Below are 16527 nucleotides of genomic sequence, written 5' to 3'. Positions count from 1 at the left end.
TCGGCATCGTATGCTCGGCCACGACCGTGCATCGCCCGATCCCCGGTCCAACCGGGCGCCTACCCCCGCACATCGCACACCCCGTCATCGCACACTTCCAGATGGGCCCGAATCCGCGCCTGCCATCATCAACCCCAGCCGATCGCGCGGGGTCTGCGGCCCCACGACGCCGACGATGCGCCCGCGGAACATGACGATGATCCGGTCCGACAGCGCGTAGATCTCGTCCAGTTCGGACGAGACGATCAGCACGGCGGTGCCTCGATCCCTTTCGCGCACAATGCGGTTGTGCACGAACTCGATCGAGCCGACGTCGAGTCCGCGGGTCGGCTGACCGGCGATGAGCACCTCGAGCGGCCGCGACAGCTCGCGCGCCAGCACCACCTTCTGCTGGTTGCCTCCCGAGAGGGAATCCACCGGATCCGAGGCCGAGCGGACACGGATATCGAACTCCTCGATGCGCCGGGCGGCGTTGCGCTGCACGGCATTCGGCGATATCACCCCGCGGCGGGAGAATTCGGGCCGGTCGACGAGATCCAGGATCAGATTCTCCGAGACGCTGAAGGACCCCACGAATCCATCGTGGTGCCGATCCTCGGGCACGTAGCCGATTCCCGCGTCGAGATGCTCGCGCGGCGTGCGGCCCGCCAGTTCCCGGCCGCCCGCGGTGATCGATCCCCGGACCGGAATCGCCAGTCCGAGCAGCGCATTGATCAGCTCCGACTGCCCGTTCCCGACGACGCCCGCGATACCGACGATCTCACCAGCCTCGACCTGGAAGGACACGTCGTCGACGACCGTCGCGCCCGCCGCGTCGACGACGGTGAGGCCGTCCACGACCAGTTTCGGCCCGCTCGGCCGCGCCTCGGACTTGGTGACCACGAGCTCCACGGACCGGCCGACCATCAGCTCGGCGAGTTCCGCCTCGGGAGTGGTGGGTGCGGCGGTGGCGACGACCGCGCCACGGCGGATCACCGTGATGCGGTCCGCGAGCCGAATGACCTCCTTGAGCTTGTGCGAGATGAAGATGATCGAGGTGCCACCCGCGGCGATCGCGCGCAGCACCTCGATCAGCTCGCCGATCTCCTGCGGGGTGAGCACGGCGGTCGGCTCGTCCAGAATCAGCACCTCGACGTCGTTGGCCAGCGCCTTGAGGATCTCCACGCGCTGCTGCTCGCCCACCGACAGGTCCGACACCCGCGCGTCGGCGTGCACGGCCAGCCCGTACCGCCGCGACAACTCCGCCACGCGCCGCCGGGCCGCGGAGCGGTCGAGCAGGCCGAGGCGGTCGGCCGGCTCGCGACCGAGCATGATGTTCTCGGCGACGGTGAATACCGGAACGAGCATGAAATGCTGGTGCACCATGCCGATTCCGGCGGCGATCGAATCCCGGGGCGATCGACACTCCCACGGTTCGCCGTCGAGCAGGATCTGCCCCTCGTCCGGCTGGAGCAGCCCGTAGAGCATATTCATCAGGGTGCTCTTGCCGGCGCCGTTTTCGCCCAGCAGGCAGTGGATCTCGCCCGGCTCCACGGTCAGGTCGATATGATCGTTCGCCACCAGGGTGCCGAATCGTTTTGTCAAACCCCGCAATTCGAGCCGCATGACATCAGCTCGTCGGCTGGGCCTTGGATTTGATCGTCACCTTCCCGCTGGCAATATCCGCTGCCAGCGCGGTGATTTCGGACTTCAGGTCGGCCGGGATGGTGGCATCGAACGTGTGATACGGGGCCAGGCTCACCCCCTTGTTCGCGAGCGTCCCCACGTAGGCGGTATTGCTGAACTGCTTGTGGTACGCGTCGGTCACCGTCTTGGTGACCGCGACGTCCATGGCCTTCTCCACGCTGCTGAGCAACACCGGACAGTACTCCGCCGCGCTCACGCAACCGTCGGTGTCGACCCAGACCCCGGTTACCTTGCCGCCCGAGGACTTCGCGGCCTCGAGCGCGCCGAGCCCGGCCGGGCCGGCGACGGGCATCAGCACGTCGGCGCCCTGGCTGATCAGATCGTCGGCCTTGGTCTTCGCGGTGTTCTTGTCCGAGAAGTCGTTCGTGATCACGCCCTGCTGCGTGGCCTCGTCCCAGCCCAGCAGCTGTACCTGCTTGCCCTTCTGCTGGTTGTAATAGGCGACGCCCTCGGAGAATCCGTCCATGAAGATCGCCACGGTCGGAATGTTGATGCCGCCGAAGGTGCCCACCTTGCCGGTCTTGGACATGCCCGCGGCCAGATAGCCCGCCAGGAACGCGGGCTGGGCGGAATTGAAGGTCAGGCCCTGCAGATTCGGCAGCGGCGGATTCTTCACCGTATCGGTGTACGCGTTGTCGACGATGGCGAAGTCGATATTCGGATTCGCCTTGGCCGCGGCGTATGTCGCATCGCCCAGCTTGAAGCCCACCGTCACGATGATGTTGCACTTCTGCCGGACCATGGTGTCGATATTGCTCGGATAGTCGTTGTCGGACTTGGATTCCAGCTGCGATTTCGAAATGCCCAGCGCGGTCACGGCGTCGTTGAGGCCCTTGAACGAGGTTTGGTTGAACGACTTGTCGTCGAACCCACCGGAATCGGAGACCATGCACGCCTTGAAGTTCTTGGCGCCCGGATCGGCGGCGGTGTTCTGCTGGGCCGGTGGGCTGCCGCACGCCCCGACGGTCAGCGCGAGAATTCCCGCGGTGGTGACAGTGCGCAGCCAGCTACCCATGAGAGCCTCCTGAAAAGGGGTATCCGGCAACATAACTCACCGACGCCGACCTCGCACCGAAATCGCGGGCACTGGCGGTCTCGTCCGGGCAATACGGGTTCGCGCCCGGTCACCGCCGGTGCAACGACGCCGTCATCGCCTCGATTGTGCGACGCCATGATTCGCTGCGAGGGTCGATGACAGCGAAGTGGTCTCCCGGGGGCTGCACGAGTTCGACCCGGTCCCCCGCCGCCGTGGCCCGGCGGGCGTAATGGCGGGTGATCTCGCGCAGATCCGGGACATCCGCGTCACCACAGACCGCCACCTGCGGTATTCCGATCGGGACTCGCTCCAGCGGCGAGGAGCTCCGGTACACCTCCGAGGCGGGGTGGTATCGGTGGCCGAGCGCGGCCTGCACCGCGCCGTCGCCGAGCCCGCGCTCGTCGGCGGTGCGCAGATCCAGCACCCCCGCCAGGCTCACCAGCAGCGCGGGCCGGACGGGGGCTCCGGACGCAACCGCGTCCGCACCCGCCCGCAGGGCCAGCTGCCCGCCCGCCGAATGCCCGAGAACGACCACACGATCCCGATCGAAAGACGCGGGCGCCGAGTCGATCGCGGCCAGGGCGGCGGCCGCGTCCGCGGTGGTCGCGTCCCAGCCGTGCGCGCCCGGGCGGCGATATTCGATGTTCCACGTCGCGAATCCGCGCGCGGTCAGGTCGACGGCGGCGGCATCCATCAGGTCCCGGTCCCACCACGGTTTCCAGTAGCCGCCGTGGATCAGCACGGCAACGGGGTGCGGCCCCGGACCCACCGGGGTACGCACGTCGACGACCTGCTCCGCCCGCTCGCCGTACGAGACGAGGGTCGCGGGCCGCAGCCTGTGAAAGTACCAGGCGTCCACGGCATAACGAAGCCCGTCGAGTCCGCGGCCGCGAATGTATGTGCGCACTCCCCCGGCATCGATGCGATCACGGGCAACGAGGTCGACGTGAACGAACTCGGCGCCGGGGATCTCGGCGAGCCGCGCGACACCGGGAACAACCACGGAATCCGGTGCGGCACTGCGAATCAACAAGTCGAATCCATGCGCATCCCCGGCGAATCGCACGTCGCCGGCCAGCCCGCGCTGCGCGAACGCGGACCCGAGCACCTCGCGCGCGGTGTCCGGATCGGTGACGGCGTCCGGACCGAAGATCACCGTGGGGCCGGGCTCTGGGACTGTGCTCATATTACGCAATCCTAGCGCTCGACACGATTAAGTAATATGGTCGTTGCCGACGACGCGCCGGCCTGGCCGTGCGGGTTGTCACCCACGAGGATCTACGAGGGAATCACCATGACGGTCGAAGGCAATGTCCGCGCGATCGAGGAGCGGATCGTCACCGACTTCCGCGCGGAGATGAGTTACGGGGCCTACCTGGACCTGGACACGCTGCTCAGTGCGCAGCACCCCGTCAGCCGGCCCGAGCACCACGACGAGTTGCTCTTCATCATCCAGCATCAAACCACCGAACTGTGGCTGAAGCTGATCCTGCACGAAACACGCGCCGCCCGTGCGGCATTCGACAACGACGACATCGGCGTCGCGCTCAAGTGCATCGCCCGGGTCAAACACATCCAGAAGACGCTCACCGAGCAGTGGTCCACGCTGGCGACCCTCACCCCCACCGAGTACGCGCAGTTCCGCGACTTCCTCGGCCATTCCTCGGGCTTCCAATCCCATCAGTACCGGGCCGTGGAGTTCATCCTCGGCAACAAGAACGCGGGCATGCTCGCGGTGTTCGAGTCCGACCCCGCCGCGCATCGCGAGCTCGAGACGCTGCTGTACGAGCCGAGCCTGTACGACGCGTTCTGGCACCATCTGGCCCGCAGCGGACTCGACGTGCCGCGCTCGACCCTCGATCGGGATGTCAGCCGGGCCTACGTCTTCGACCCGAACCTGATGCCGCTGGTCAAGTCCGTGTACGAGCACGCGGACGAGCATTGGTCGGTCTACGAGGCATTCGAGGAGCTCGTCGACCTCGAGGAGAACTTCCAGCTGTGGCGGTTCCGGCACCTGCGCACCGTGCTGCGGACCATCGGCATGAAATCCGGCACCGGCGGTTCCAGCGGGGTCGGCTTCCTGCAGCGCGCCCTCGATCTCACCTTCTTTCCCGAATTATTCGCCGTGCGAACCGAAATAGGGCGTTCCACGACGTGATGCCGGGCACCGTGCCACATTCCTCCGCCATCCTCGACGACCTGGATGCACGGCCCGGCAGCGTCACCTCACTGGCCCGCACCGTGCTCGGGGCGTACGCCCGCCACCTCGGCGGCTGGATCGCGATCGCCGACCTCGCCGAGCTGATGTCGGTACTCGGCGTGCCGCCGCAGAGCACCCGCACGGCCGTCGCCCGCCTGAAGAGCAAGGGCATCCTCGACGCCGAAATCCGTGGCGGCCGTAGCGGATACGCGGTCACCGCCGCCGCGGAGGGCATGTTCGCGCGCGGCGACGCACGGATCTTCGGATTCCGCCGGATGCGGCCGGGAGATCCGTGGCGGCTCATATCGTTCGGCATCCCCGAGTCCGAACGCGCTGCGCGGCACCAGCTTCGGCGCCGACTGTCCTCGATCGGCTGCGGCACCGTCTCGGCCGGGCTGTGGATCTGCCCCGACTACCTGTCGGCCGAGGTCACCGCGATCGTGACCGCCCTGAACCTGAGCGAGTACGTGACCTCGTTCCGGGTCACCGATCTGGACACGCCCGGCACCGCCCCCGCCACCGCCGCGCGCTGGTGGGACCTCGACGAGCTCGCGCGCCGGCACCGCGAATTCCTCACGCACACAGAGGAACCCGGGCAACCCGACGACACCACCGGCCGCGCCGCATTCGGCCGCTTCGTCCCGATCCTGGACCGATGGCGCACCATTCCCTATCTCGACCCCGGCCTCCCCGAGGACATGCTGCCCCCGGACTGGCCCGGCCCGGCCAGCGTGGACCGGTTCGCCGCCGCATATCAGCGCTACCTCGACAGCAGCAGACGATGGGCGGCCTCCATCGCCGCGCATCCGTAAACTGCAGGAGCACCAAGTCGCCCAGAAACCCGCCGACATGGGCGTGGTGAGCACGGCCGTATACGACGACACCTGCGGCAACCTGATCCAGATTCAGTCCGTCAACGGCCGGTGAAACCCGCCGGTCCGAACGCGATGAAGCAACAGGATTGGTATCTTTGATACATGGCCGCAGCACGGGACGACATGGAAGAACGGCTCCTCGACGCCACCCTGCAGCGCGTGCTCCAGGTCGGCATCCGCCGCGCCAGCCTCGACGATATCGCCCGTCGCGCGGGGGTCAACCGCGTCACGATCTATCGCCGCTTCTCCACCAAGGAGAACCTGATCGAGGCGATGCTGACCCGGGAGATCCAGCGGACGCTGGCCGAGGTCACCGCGATCGCCACCGCCACCGCGGGCACCGATCACCAAATCGAGGAAACCGTCGTCCACGTGCTGCGCCAGACGCACGCCCATCCGCTGGTCACCAAGCTGCTGGATGTCGCTCCCGAGGAGATCCTGGACTTCTTCACCGTGCGCGGCCAGCAGGGCGTGGCGCTGGGCATCGGCTATATCGTCCAGATCCTGCAAAGCTCCCAGCAGTCCGGCGTCATCGATACCTACGACCCGCATCCGGTCGCGGAACTCCTTGCCCGCCTGGCCCATTCGGTGCTACTGACCCCGACCGGCGGCCTGGACTTCCGCGACGACGCCCAGGTTCGTGCCTTCGTCGCCGCCGGCATCGTGCCCCTGGTCCAGCACGGACTGCCGACGCGCTCGGAAACCACTTCGCGACAACAGGATCGGGCGCGGTTGTAATCAGGCGTGCGTTCAGACTGTAATCGGCGGTACGCCGGGCGCCCGCGGCGTTCCGGCCGCTTGGGGGCTTGCCGATCTATTGCGACCTGGGCAGCCGCGTCGATGAGGTCGAGCAGGCGATACCAAAGCACGGTCTTCCTGCGCCCGGTACATGCCGGGTGCACACAGTGCCGAGCCCGCACCGGGCATGCGCGTGCCGCGGCGCGCAGTTCTCATGCGGTGCGCCAGGTGTTGCGGTAGTCGCTGGGGGCGGTGTGGAGGTGCTTGGCGAAGGCCGCGCGCAGACCCGCGGCGGTTCCGAAACCGCTGCGGCCGGCGATGGTCTCGATCGTGAGGTCGGTCTGCTCGAGGAGTTCCTGGGCGCGGCGCAGTCGTTCGCGAACGAGCCAGTCGCCGGGCGTGCGGCCGAACGCCTCGAGGAAGCGGCGGGTGAGTTGGCGCTCGCTGAGGTGCGCGCGGGCGGCGAGGTCGCGGAGGCGGACCGGTCGGTCGAGGTGGGCGATCGCCCAGGCGGTGATCTCGGCCAGCGGTGGGGTGTTCGTCGCGGGGAGTGGGGCGAGGATGTATTGCGCCTGGTCCCCGTCGCGGTGGGGTGGGGTGACCATGCGCCGGGCGAGGCCGTTCGCGACGGCGGTGCCGTGGTCCTGGCGGACCAGTTCGATGCACAGGTCGATCCCGGCGGCGGTGCCCGCCGAGGTGTGGATCGGGCCGTCCTGCGCATAGATCACCGTCTCGTCGACCTCGATTCGCGGGAAGCGGCGGCGCAGTTCGTCGGCGTGCATCCAGTGTGTGGTGACGCGGCGCCCGTCCAGTAGCCCGGTCCGGGCGAGAACGAATGCGCCGGAACAGATTGCGGCGATCCGCGCCCCGCGTTCGTGCGCTTCGACAAGGGACGCAACGAGATCGGCTGGTTGGTCGGAGTTAACGTTCGCGCAGGCGGGCACGATGACGGTGTCGGCTCCGGCGAGATCGTCGAGCCCGAACGGGGTCGTGGCGACGAACCCACCGGCGATCGCGGCGCCGGGTTCGGTTGCGCAGAGCTGGAATTCGTACCAGGGGTCGACGAGTTCGGGACGAGGTATGCCGAACACCTCGCACGGCACGGCCAGTTCGAAGATGGGCGCCCCCGGCAGCACCGCGACCGCCACGCGATGGGTGTCTGATTTTTTGCGCATGACGTCGATCATGACACTCGCCCGGCAGGGCGAGAACCGCTGAGATCGAGGGGTGAGCACTCGTACCCGCGCGGCGGCCCCGGCCCAGACGATCGGGCTGAGACAGGGCATCGCCCTCTACATCTGCGCGATCCTTGGGGCCGGGGTGCTGGTGCTGCCCGGCCAGGCCGCCTCGCTGGCCGGTCCCGCCGCGCTGATCGCGTGGGGCTTCAGCGCCCTGCTCGGCCTGCCGCTGGCCTTCACGTTCGCGGCGCTGGCCACCCGGTTCCCGGACGCGGGCGGCGTCGCCACCTTCGCCGCGCGGGCGTTCGGGCCCTCGGTGGGCGGGATCGCCGGATGGTGGTACTTCATCGCCGGGTCTATCGGGCAGACCATCGTCCCGCTGACCGCCGGCTACTACGTCGCCGCTGCGCTCGGGCTCGGACAGAAGTGGGCGCCGGCGGTCGCGGCGATCGTGCTGGCCAGCGCGGTCCTGGCCAATCTGGCCGGTCTGCGACTGGGAGCCCGCGTGCAGATCGGCCTGGCCGCCGGCGTCGCAGCGATTCTGCTCACCGTCGTCCTGGTCGCGCTTGCGCAGGTTCGCCTCGACCACCTCGCCCCGTTCGCGCCGCACGGCATCGCCGGTATCGGCAGGACGGTCGTGGTCCTGTTCTTCGCCTTCGCCGGATGGGAGGCAATCGCACACCTGTCCGCGGAGTTCCGCGACGTCGGACGCACCCTGCCCCGCGCCACGCTGCTGACGATCCTGATCGTCACCGTGCTCTACCTGGGCGTCGCGTTCGCCGTCGTCGGCACCGGGTCCTACGGTGACCGCGCCCTGGACCGGATCTCGCTCGGCGTGATCATCCAGCGCGGGCTCGGGCTGTCGGCCGTCGGCGTCGTCGCCGTCGCCGCCGTCGTAATATGCCTCGGCACGGCCAATGCCTTCGTCGCCTCGGTGTCCCGCCTGGGCTACGCGCTCGCCCGCGACGGCTGGGCGCCCGGGTTTCTTACCCGCACGAATCGGCAAGGGGCTCCGCACTTTTCGATCCTGGCCGTAGCCGGAATCGGTGGCGCCGGCCTGCTCGCCGCGGCGGTGTTCGGGTGGGGCACCGATGACATCGTGTTCATTCCCTCGGTGCTGGTGCTGGCCACGTATCTGCTCGGCACGGCCGCGGCGGCGCGACTGTTCGACCGCGGCCGCCGCGTCCTGGCGCTCACCGCCGTCGCACTGTTGCTGACGACCGTGCCTTTCGCGGGCTGGCATCTGCTGATCCCGCCCGCGATCGCCGCCGTCGCGGTGCCGGCGCGCTTGCTGGCCGATCGTTCACGCACGAGGCTCAGCGAACACCGAAGAACCGGTCCCACCACGTCGGGTCCGCGGAACCGGAGAAGGGCATGAGGGTGGGGCCGTCATAGCGGTGCGCGAGATAGCCGCCCGGCCATTCCGGTGCCTCGGGATCGTCCAAACCGCGCAGAATTTCCATCAGCTTCGCATCGTTCTCCATGCACCCTCCCATCACCGGATACGCAAGCTCCCGCGGTCGGCCCCCCGAGTGTAGGGGGCGTCGTTCGGGCGCCGTTCGGAGAATGATCACCTGGGCATAACCTCGCGCTGGCACCTTGGCGGCGTGCACGATGTGGCGAGGACCGGAGCGGCACGACCTGCCGAGCGATTCCACCGAGCCTGCGAGGCGGTGGTCGCGCGGCTGCCGTTCGGGTTGAATACCGTTGTCGCACCGACCTTTCTGGGCTTCGCGGTGATCAACAGCGGCACCTTCGGTGTCGACCTGCTGCTGCTGACCCTGCTGCACGGCGGGCTTCGATGGCCGGTGCCGATTGCGGTGACTCTGGCGTATGTGTGCGCCTTCGCACTGAGCTATGTGCTGAACCGGACGCTGAACTTTCGGTCCCACTCGGCGGTGGGGCCGCAGATCGCGGTGTATGTCGGCGTCGTGGTGGTGAACTACCTGGCATTCATCCTCGGGGTTTCCGCGGTGCTGGCCGCGCTCGGTGTGGAATACCACCTGGCCCGCCTCGCCGCGGGCGCCTGCGAGGCGGTGTACATGTACTGCGCGATGCGGTGGGTGGTGTTCCGCCGCGCAGGCTGAGGTCCGCCATCCCGTGCGTCCCGATGTCAGCCACTTTTGAGCCGGCCGAGGCTGTGCCCAGCCTCGGCTGCAGCGTGGGCTCGTTCAGCGGCTGTGCAAACCTTCAGATGTGCAGCCGCGGCGCCCGATCGCCCTACTCTCCTTCCGGGAAGTCGTACCGCGACGGTACGGCCGCCGCACCGTTCGCGGATCCATAGGTGACGGCGATCTCGTCATGGGCTCCGAGAGCAATATCGGCCGGGTTCCCTTCTCGCGGAACACCGTTGACATACACGCGCACGGTCTTGCCGTTTCCGGCGTGCAGCGCGCCGACATTATTGGACGACAGGCTCACGCCCCACTCCCTGAAAAACTCACCCAGGGTGAATGTGTGCTGTGTGGGCGACTCGATATGAATCACGCCGCTGGTGTCGTGGGTGTGCACCGGGCTGATCGTGCCGCGGTTCAGGTCGATGCCGACCAGTGCGGGCACCGGGACCGGCTTGCCGTCGACGACCACATCCAGATGCGAGTGGATATGCAGCACGGTGCCCTCGGCATCGAGCATCGGCAGTCCAGCGGCCCGGACCGCCGCCGTCGCGTCGGCGGGCGCGGGCCATGGCGGCGGCGTATCGGCCCCGACCGCGACGGTGGCGGGGACATCGCCGCGCGCTGCCGGGCCGGCGCCGCCGTGCTGCCTGACCAGGGCGAAGGCGATCACGGCCGCGAGCGCGATGACGACAACCGCGGCGGCCACGGCCAGGAGACCGCCGGTCCGCCGCCCGCGGGCGCGTGCCACCGCATTGCCCGCAGAGGTGCTGGGACGAGAGATTTTCTTGTGTACCACGGGTTTTCCATTCTCAATCGGTCTGTCGGGATCGGGTGCGGGCGCCGTCCGGGCATCAGTTCCGACGGCCCTGCTGCACGCGGGGCCGGTTCCGACACACACATCGGACGCCACGGCAACGACGGGCGCCGGGCAGGGAAGAAGCCCGAACCAAGGCATCGTCGTCGGCGCGGGAGCGCGGATCGCGCGATCTATGTCCGCAGCACGCAGAGTTGCGAAAGGGTGAGCGCGCGTGGCAACACGCAGGTCGGCCGACGGACGTTCACCGGTCCGCAGGGACGAACCCGCGGCATCGACCGGATCGGGGACAGCATCGCCACAGCGGTCAGCAAGGCCAGGAATACCGCCAGGCAGGCCATCGTGACCTGGCCCGCCGGATGGGTCCGATCGCCACCGCCGTGCGAAACCATCGCCACGGCAGCGACGTTCCCCTCGCCGGGCGCGGGCACGGGTGTCGCATCGTCCCCGATATGCGACATCGCGACACAGTCACCGTCGCTGTTGATCAGGATCCGGACTGCCGGAACGGTCGGACCGCCACCATCGGCTGCGCAGTGCGCGTTCTGCAGCAGGAACATGCCCAGCAGCACGGCCGCGACGACGAGCAGCCGGCCCGCGCCGACGCGCCGCAGGGCAGACCGCACAACCGTCACGCCCGCCGATCCTACCGGCCCGGCGTTGCCTTCATCGGGCCTCGGGGTCGAGCGCCAGCACCGAACGGCCGCCGTCGACCGGCACGGTGGGGGATTACGATTCGCGGCGGGCGCGGGCGCGGCGCTTGCCCTCGTGCATCGCCTGCACGCGCGCCACCGGGATGGTGTGTCCCTCCGCGACGAGATCGGCAGGCAGCGGCTGCGGGGCGGGCATGTACTCGGTCCAGGGGTCGCGATCGCCGAGTTCGGTTGCGACGGTGCGGATCGTGAAGTCGCGCGGGTCGACGTCGGGCAGGTCGGCCCAGCTGACCGGGAAGGACACGGTCGTCCCGGGCCGCACCCGCGGACTGTATGCCGCCACGACCGTCGCGCCGCCCGCGCGGGTGGAGTCGAGAAAAACCTTGCCGCCCCGATCCTCTCGGATGAAGGCCGTGGTCGCGAGGGCGGGGTCCAGGCGTTCGGCGCGCGCGGCGACAGCGCGGGTGGCGGCCGCGGCGTCCTCGATACTCACCCCGGGCGCGATCGGGACGAAGATGTGCACGCCCTTGGAGCCGCTGGTTTTCACCGCTCCGGCGAGCCCGTCGGCTTCCAGTGCCCGGCGGATCAGTTCGGCGGCATCCACCACCTGCCGGAACGGACTGCCGGGTGCGGGATCGATATCGAGCACGAGATGCGTTGGGCTGCCGGAATAGTCGGCCAGGCCCGCCGCGGCCAGCAGCGTCACGTGGTACTCGACGGCACGCTGATTGCCGAACCACAGCAGCGTCCGGACGTCGTCGCATAACGCGTACGACACTTCGCGTTTCGAGCTCTCCGCCCACACCGTCACCCGGTGCACCCAGTCGGGTGTGTATTTCGGCAGATTCTTCTGCATGAACTGCTCCTGCCCCGGCCGCACCCGCACCACCGACAGCGGCCGCTCCCGCAGCCGCCGGACCAGCCGCTCCCCGACGGCCTCCAGGTAGTCCAGGAGATCCCCCTTGGTCGCGTCGCTGCCGTCGAACAGCGGACTGTCGAGACTGGTCAGCTTCAATCCCTCACGGGCACCCTGACTCATGGCCGGATTCCACCTCCGCACTCGATCCGCCGAGACCGCCCGGCCCGTCGACGCGACTGGGCCCCGCACTCGGCATGGTGCGGCCGGCCGACGCTGTCATGCACCGGACCGATCGTTCGCTCGTAGGCTGGCACCGGCCTACCTTGCGCCCGATCGACGGGCACGTCAATCACCGTCGAGGCCCGCATTCGTCCGGGGCGGGCAGGCAGAGCGAGAACCGGCCCGGCCCCCGGCTCGCGAACCGCGCGGCATCAGCCCTCAGGAACATCCACTCCCGCCGAGCCGCACACCGCGCGCCACGCGGACTCCAGCCGGGGCCCCTCGACCCGTGACGGACGCCGGAATCCGTAGACGGTCAGGGCCAATGCCGCACTGTTCCGACCGACGAACACGGTCACTCCGGATGCCAGCCACATCGCCATCAGAAATGCGGCGAGCTGCCAGTCGAGCAGCAGTCCCGGCGCCCCGACGAGCGCACCGCCGATGGCCATCGTAGGCAGTGAGACACACAGCGCCGCAGGCGGATACACATATCGCTCGAGACGCTCGCGCCACCGCGCGCCACCGAGCAGCCGCTGCCCTCGAGACTCCGGCGCCTCCCAGTAGGCGCTGTACGCCGTGTCCCAGGACGGTCGCGTGAGGGCGGGCTGCCGCGTGCGTGACCAGCCGCGGCGCGTGCGGCGGCCCTTCGGTTGGCATACGGACATCGCGCCCTCCCCTTTCCGCGCGGAGATGGGCGCCCGGCAGTCTGGCACCCGGCCTTTCCCACGGTACCTCATGTGTCCAGCGAAGAACCCTGCCCGACAATCGATTACGCGGCCTGCTGCCCGCCCCTGTCCGTGCCTCGATCGTGGCGCATCACAGCCCCTCGACCAGCAGATTCATAGCCGCCCGGACGACGCGTCATCGCCCTCGCGGTGTGGAGTGGGCACACGTCGACGAACGTTTCGATCAGGCGCGGCGGCCCGCGGACTCGGCCGCTTTTTCCAGGACCAGCAGGGTCCCGAGGGCGTCCCGGGGATCGACGGGGACCGGTGTGCCGTCGAGGAGCGCGTCGGCCATGCCGCGATAGAACGCGGGATAGTCGCCGGGCTCGGTCGGGATCCGGCGCGTATCCCCGTCCGTCCCGAGCCGACCCCAGCTCTCGGGATCAACTGCGCCCCAGGGCTTTCCATCGCCCGGACGGCGACCCTCGCGCAGGTCCGCCTCCTGGGGATCGAGACCGTCCACGACGTAGGCGCTTTCGGATCCCAGGACGCGAAATCGCGGGCCCGCCTGGCCGGTGACGGCGCTCATCCACAGATGCGACCGGACGCCGGACGCGTGGGTGAGGGCTACGAAGGCGTCGTCGTCGGCCAGCACTCCGGCCCGGCGGCGATCCAGTTCGCAGTACACGTCGCTGACCGGGCCGAACAGCGTCAGCGCCTGGTCCACCAGATGGCTGCCGAGGTCGTACAGGTACCCGGCGCCCTCGGCGGCCCCGCCCACCTCGCGCCACCCGCCCTTGACCGCCGGCCGCCACCGCTCGAACCGGGATTCGAACCGATGCACCTCGCCCAGACGACCACCGTCGACCAGACCGCGGACGGTGCGAAAATCGCTGTCCCAGCGCCGATTCTGGAAGACCGACACCATCACCCCGCGCCGGTCGGCCGCGGCGATCACCTCCCTGGCCTCGGCGGAGGTCACGGTGAACGGCTTGTCCACCACGACCGGAATCCCGGCCTCGATCGACCGCAACGCGATCGAGGCGTGACTGCGATTGGGCGTGGCGACCACGATCAGATCGATTCCGGACGGATCTGCGAACAGCTCGTCCACGCCTGCGAGCACCCGAACGCCCGGATGTTCCCCGCGGGCCTGCTCGGCCCGCTCGGGCGAGGACGTCACCACGACGGCCACCCGCATCCGGGGCTCCGCGGCGATCAGCGGCGCGTGGAACACCGCCCCGGCCAGCCCATAACCCACCACTGCGACGCGCAGCTGCGACATCTCAACCCTCTCCTCGAACGACCGTTGCCGGCCGAGCGGCCCGTCTCGGAACCCATACCGCCGCCCCGTCGATCCCCACCGGCAGCCCCGGCCTGGTGAGTACATACGATCGGACCGCCCCACGGCAAGCACATCGGTCGTGCGGACCGGGCGGCCACCCGGGTGCGCTATGGTTCCGATGTCTCGTCGTGACCGCCGGAACAACCGTCCTCAGGAGTGCCCATGCCCGGGATCTCCGGAATTGCCCGCGTCCTCGGCGTCCTGACCGGGGTCGCCGCCCTGGCCCTGGCCGCCGTGTCGGCGCCGCCCGCAGCGTCCGCCGCGCCGATTCCCCGGTTCGCTCACATCGTGCTGGTGATGTTCGAGAACCGCGGGTACGACAGCATCATCGGCGGGTCCCAGGCTCCCTACTTCAACCAGCTCGCCGCCACGGGCGCACTGTTCACCGACTCACATGCCCTCACCCACCCCAGCCAGCCGAACTACATCGGGCTGTTCTCCGGAAATACGCAGGGCGTCACGAACGACAGCTGTCCGCACACCTTCAACGGAGTGGACAACCTTGGCGCCCAGCTGAATTCGTCCGGCCACTCCTTCATCGGATACGCCGAATCGATGCCCGGCCCCGGGTACACCGGGTGCACGGGCAGCAACGGCCGATACGCCCGAAAACACAACGGCTGGGTGAATTTCGGCACCGTCCCCCCGGGTGCCAATCAGCCCTTCTCGGCCTTTCCGGCGGATTACTCACGACTTCCGACGGTCGCATTCGTCAGCCCCGACATGTGCAACGACATGCACGACTGCCCAGTACCCACCGGCGATACGTGGTTGCGAAACGCCATGGGCCGCTATGCCGATTGGGCGCGGGCGAACAACAGCCTGCTGGTGGTGACCTTCGACGAGGACGAGGGCACCGGTGCCAATCACATCCCGACCATCGTCGCCGGCGCCGGTGTCATCCCCGGCCGGTACGCCGAACACATCGACCACTACTCGGTACTGCGCACCATCGAGGATGCCTACGGCCTGCCGCCGCTCGGCGGGGCGGCACGCGCGACCCCGATCACGGACATCTGGCGTTAGCCCGGGGCGAGCGCCGGGCTGAACCACGTACAGCGCAACAACTTTCAGCGCCCCGTGACCGGGTATCGCAGGTGCAGCGCGCGCCGCCCCTGGACGACCACCGATCGCCGAGGAGCTGCTGGGACTTCAGGTTCGCGAAGTACGGGATCCCCTCGGCGAACAGTACCGGTACCAGGCTCACGCAACCGCCCGGCGGCGTTCTCCGTCCGGGAGCCCCGAATTCATCGCCTGACCGGGAAACGGTCACGAAATCGAGACCCGGCGGTGCAATCGCCGTCGCCGACCGGCGAATACAATGTGCTGTACAGTAGCCCCTCTCTCATTGGTGAGACATATGCGCTTCGATGAGCCGGTGACAGCGTGATCACCGTACTGACCTGTCGCGGAGCGGCCGAACCGCTCGCAAGTCCCAACATGCTCACGAACGTCACCGATCAGTTGGACACCTCGTTGTACGTTGTCGGGCAGGACATTCCATACCCGGCATCGGTGGGCCCCTTCAATGCCGACCACAACCCGGCGGGACCGTCCGAGGAGCAATCGATCGCCACGGGGCTACCGCTGGTGGCCGCGGCGATCCGCGCGACCCCGAATCTGGTCGGGCTGCTGGGCTACAGCCTGGGCGCGGAACTGGTCAGCCGGTTCCTCGAGCTGAAAGCGCAAGGGCAGTACCAGGATTGCGAGCTCGCCTGGGCCGCGGTGGTGGCGAATCCGAACCGCGCTCCGGGCGAATCGATCGACGCGGATTCCACCGGCGAGGGCATCAACGGCCCACATGCCGCCTGGCCCACGGGCATTCCCGTCTTCACCGCGGCCAACCCCATGGACGGCATCACCAGTTGCCCCCCGAGGTCTCCCCTGCGCGATCTGGCTACGGGCGTCTCGCCCTTCACCTTCGCGACCCTGGACTGGACCCCCGAGCTGGCGGCGAGCCTGCTCGAAGGCGAGTGGCCCACGGCCGATTACTCCCCCGGACAGCTGATCGAGGCCGGAAGACTGGTCTACGGCTACCTTTTCGGCGGGCAACACACCACCGCCTACATCGACGGCGGCTACCTCGACCGGCTTGCCACCATACTCAACCAGCAAGCCTGAAAGACCGAGGCGGCCGCC

The 16527-nt window shown here is 68.7% G+C and carries 16 protein-coding genes; 7 read left to right on the top strand and 9 right to left on the bottom strand.

Annotated features, from left to right (window positions below):
- Positions 1 to 84 precede the first annotated feature (84 nt).
- The 3 genes from KO481_RS11660 to KO481_RS11650 all read right to left on the bottom strand — a co-directional run bounded on the left by KO481_RS11660 (position 85) and on the right by KO481_RS11650 (position 3908).
- Positions 85 to 1584 (bottom strand): ABC transporter ATP-binding protein, encoded by a 1500-nt coding sequence (locus KO481_RS11660; protein ID WP_245400747.1) that lies wholly within the window; start codon positions 1582 to 1584, stop codon positions 85 to 87.
- A 25-nt stretch (positions 1585 to 1609) separates the two neighbouring features.
- Complete coding sequence (locus KO481_RS11655) at positions 1610 to 2701, bottom strand: BMP family lipoprotein (RefSeq protein WP_215917055.1); 1092 nt, start codon at positions 2699 to 2701, stop codon at positions 1610 to 1612.
- A gap of 109 nt (positions 2702 to 2810) precedes the next feature.
- Positions 2811 to 3908 carry an alpha/beta hydrolase gene (locus tag KO481_RS11650; protein WP_215917054.1) on the bottom strand — a complete coding sequence of 366 codons (1098 nt, stop codon included), beginning with the start codon at positions 3906 to 3908 and terminating at the stop codon, positions 2811 to 2813.
- 108 nt (positions 3909 to 4016) lie between these two features.
- Here KO481_RS11650 and KO481_RS11645 point away from each other — a divergent pair, with 108 nt between their 5' ends.
- The 3 genes from KO481_RS11645 (at position 4017) to KO481_RS11635 (ending at position 6535) form a co-directional block, all read left to right on the top strand.
- Positions 4017 to 4880, top strand: a complete 864-nt coding sequence (locus KO481_RS11645) for a tryptophan 2,3-dioxygenase (RefSeq protein ID WP_215917365.1) — start codon at positions 4017 to 4019, stop codon at positions 4878 to 4880.
- Positions 4881 to 4891: 11 nt separating this feature from the next.
- Positions 4892 to 5734: a PaaX family transcriptional regulator gene (locus KO481_RS11640; protein ID WP_308166526.1), complete on the top strand. Its 843-nt coding sequence runs from the start codon at positions 4892 to 4894 to the stop codon at positions 5732 to 5734.
- 165 nt (positions 5735 to 5899) lie between these two features.
- Complete coding sequence (locus KO481_RS11635) at positions 5900 to 6535, top strand: TetR/AcrR family transcriptional regulator (RefSeq protein WP_215917052.1); 636 nt, start codon at positions 5900 to 5902, stop codon at positions 6533 to 6535.
- Between the two features lie 212 nt (positions 6536 to 6747).
- Here KO481_RS11635 and KO481_RS11630 read toward each other — a convergent pair whose 3' ends face one another.
- A complete protein-coding gene (locus KO481_RS11630) occupies positions 6748 to 7710 on the bottom strand; it encodes a GlxA family transcriptional regulator (protein WP_245400745.1) in 963 nt (320 codons plus the stop codon).
- Positions 7711 to 7762: 52 nt separating this feature from the next.
- On the opposite strand from KO481_RS11630, the gene KO481_RS11625 reads away from it, so the two are divergent.
- Both KO481_RS11625 and KO481_RS11620 read left to right on the top strand, forming a co-directional pair.
- Positions 7763 to 9091, top strand: a complete 1329-nt coding sequence (locus tag KO481_RS11625) for an APC family permease (RefSeq protein ID WP_308166524.1) — start codon at positions 7763 to 7765, stop codon at positions 9089 to 9091.
- A 229-nt stretch (positions 9092 to 9320) separates the two neighbouring features.
- Positions 9321 to 9800, top strand: a complete 480-nt coding sequence (locus KO481_RS11620) for a GtrA family protein (RefSeq protein ID WP_215917050.1) — start codon at positions 9321 to 9323, stop codon at positions 9798 to 9800.
- Between the two features lie 133 nt (positions 9801 to 9933).
- On the opposite strand, the gene KO481_RS11615 is transcribed toward KO481_RS11620, so the two are convergent.
- The 5 genes from KO481_RS11615 to KO481_RS11595 form a co-directional block, all read right to left on the bottom strand.
- On the bottom strand, positions 9934 to 10626 hold the full coding sequence (locus KO481_RS11615) for a hypothetical protein (protein WP_215917049.1): 693 nt from the start codon (positions 10624 to 10626) through the stop codon (positions 9934 to 9936).
- Positions 10627 to 10817: 191 nt separating this feature from the next.
- A complete protein-coding gene (locus KO481_RS11610; RefSeq protein ID WP_215917048.1) occupies positions 10818 to 11279 on the bottom strand; it encodes a hypothetical protein in 462 nt (153 codons plus the stop codon).
- Positions 11280 to 11373: 94 nt separating this feature from the next.
- The gene (locus tag KO481_RS11605) at positions 11374 to 12336 is read right to left on the bottom strand and encodes a DNA polymerase domain-containing protein (protein ID WP_215917047.1); all 963 of its coding nucleotides are present in this window, start codon (positions 12334 to 12336) and stop codon (positions 11374 to 11376) included.
- A 251-nt stretch (positions 12337 to 12587) separates the two neighbouring features.
- Positions 12588 to 13043 carry a hypothetical protein gene (locus KO481_RS11600; protein ID WP_215917046.1) on the bottom strand — a complete coding sequence of 152 codons (456 nt, stop codon included), beginning with the start codon at positions 13041 to 13043 and terminating at the stop codon, positions 12588 to 12590.
- 244 nt (positions 13044 to 13287) lie between these two features.
- Positions 13288 to 14328 (bottom strand): Gfo/Idh/MocA family protein, encoded by a 1041-nt coding sequence (locus tag KO481_RS11595; RefSeq protein ID WP_215917045.1) that lies wholly within the window; start codon positions 14326 to 14328, stop codon positions 13288 to 13290.
- A gap of 222 nt (positions 14329 to 14550) precedes the next feature.
- Between KO481_RS11595 and KO481_RS11590 the strand changes: the two genes are divergently transcribed.
- Positions 14551 to 15414, top strand: a complete 864-nt coding sequence (locus KO481_RS11590; RefSeq protein ID WP_215917044.1) for an alkaline phosphatase family protein — start codon at positions 14551 to 14553, stop codon at positions 15412 to 15414.
- A gap of 414 nt (positions 15415 to 15828) precedes the next feature.
- Entirely contained in the window at positions 15829 to 16509 is a 681-nt protein-coding gene (locus tag KO481_RS11585; RefSeq protein ID WP_245400744.1) for a PE-PPE domain-containing protein, read from the top strand.
- Positions 16510 to 16527: the final 18 nt, after the last annotated feature.

The organism is Nocardia albiluteola (genome assembly GCF_018860155.1).
Taxonomy (GTDB): Bacteria; Actinomycetota; Actinomycetes; order Mycobacteriales; family Mycobacteriaceae; genus Nocardia; species Nocardia albiluteola.
The sequence above is the reverse complement of the archived record's forward strand: the minus strand, read 5'-3'. Positions and strand labels throughout refer to the sequence as shown.

Excerpts from the sequence above, each read along its gene's own strand:
- KO481_RS11655 (WP_215917055.1), bottom strand. The coding sequence starts at position 2,701 with ATGGGTAGCTGGCTGCGCACTGTCACCACCGCGGGAATTCTCGCGCTG.
- KO481_RS11650 (WP_215917054.1), bottom strand. The coding sequence starts at position 3,908 with ATGAGCACAGTCCCAGAGCCCGGCCCCACGGTGATCTTCGGTCCGGAC.
- KO481_RS11645 (WP_215917365.1), top strand. The coding sequence starts at position 4,017 with ATGACGGTCGAAGGCAATGTCCGCGCGATCGAGGAGCGGATCGTCACC.
- KO481_RS11635 (WP_215917052.1), top strand. The coding sequence starts at position 5,900 with ATGGCCGCAGCACGGGACGACATGGAAGAACGGCTCCTCGACGCCACC.
- KO481_RS11630 (WP_245400745.1), bottom strand. The coding sequence starts at position 7,710 with ATGCGCAAAAAATCAGACACCCATCGCGTGGCGGTCGCGGTGCTGCCG.
- KO481_RS11605 (WP_215917047.1), bottom strand. The coding sequence starts at position 12,336 with ATGAGTCAGGGTGCCCGTGAGGGATTGAAGCTGACCAGTCTCGACAGT.
- KO481_RS11600 (WP_215917046.1), bottom strand. The coding sequence starts at position 13,043 with ATGTCCGTATGCCAACCGAAGGGCCGCCGCACGCGCCGCGGCTGGTCA.
- KO481_RS11595 (WP_215917045.1), bottom strand. The coding sequence starts at position 14,328 with ATGTCGCAGCTGCGCGTCGCAGTGGTGGGTTATGGGCTGGCCGGGGCG.
- KO481_RS11590 (WP_215917044.1), top strand. The coding sequence starts at position 14,551 with ATGCCCGGGATCTCCGGAATTGCCCGCGTCCTCGGCGTCCTGACCGGG.
- KO481_RS11585 (WP_245400744.1), top strand. The coding sequence starts at position 15,829 with ATGCTCACGAACGTCACCGATCAGTTGGACACCTCGTTGTACGTTGTC.